Origin of the sequence: Pseudomonas sp. YuFO8 (assembly GCF_035065025.1) — a bacterium.
GTDB classification, from domain to species: domain Bacteria; phylum Pseudomonadota; class Gammaproteobacteria; order Pseudomonadales; family Pseudomonadaceae; genus Aquipseudomonas; species Aquipseudomonas putida_AE.
Genome location: NZ_JAXDEQ010000168.1, coordinates 1 through 413, shown reverse-complemented (window position 1 = coordinate 413; position 413 = coordinate 1). Strand labels below are relative to the sequence as shown.

Here is a 413-nt window from a genome sequence, read left to right as displayed (position 1 = left end):
GGGTGAGTGGCGTCCTCGCACACCGTCAATTCACTGATTTGCTTGAGCATTTGCGCCCTGGCGATCTGATGGTGTTCAACAACACCCGGGTGATTCCGGCGCGGCTGTTTGGCCAGAAAGCATCTGGTGGCAAGCTTGAAATTCTGGTTGAGCGAGTACTGGACAGTCATCGCGTACTGGCCCATGTGCGTTCGAGCAAGTCGCCGAAACCGGGATCCTCCATACTGATCGATGGCGGTGGCGAAGCCGAGATGGTGGCGCGTCATGATGCGCTGTTCGAACTCAAGTTTGCCGAAGAGGTATTGCCGCTGCTGGAACGCGTCGGCCATATGCCGTTGCCTCCCTATATAGATCGCCCCGACGAAGACTCGGACCGCGAACGCTATCAGACGGTTTACTCCCAGCGCCTCGGC

The 413-nt window shown here is 58.1% G+C and carries 1 protein-coding gene; it reads left to right on the top strand.

Features of this window, described 5'->3' with window-relative positions:
* Positions 1-413 (top strand): S-adenosylmethionine:tRNA ribosyltransferase-isomerase (locus SOP95_RS31830; protein ID WP_323609562.1); only part of this gene is annotated, 413 nt, incomplete at both ends.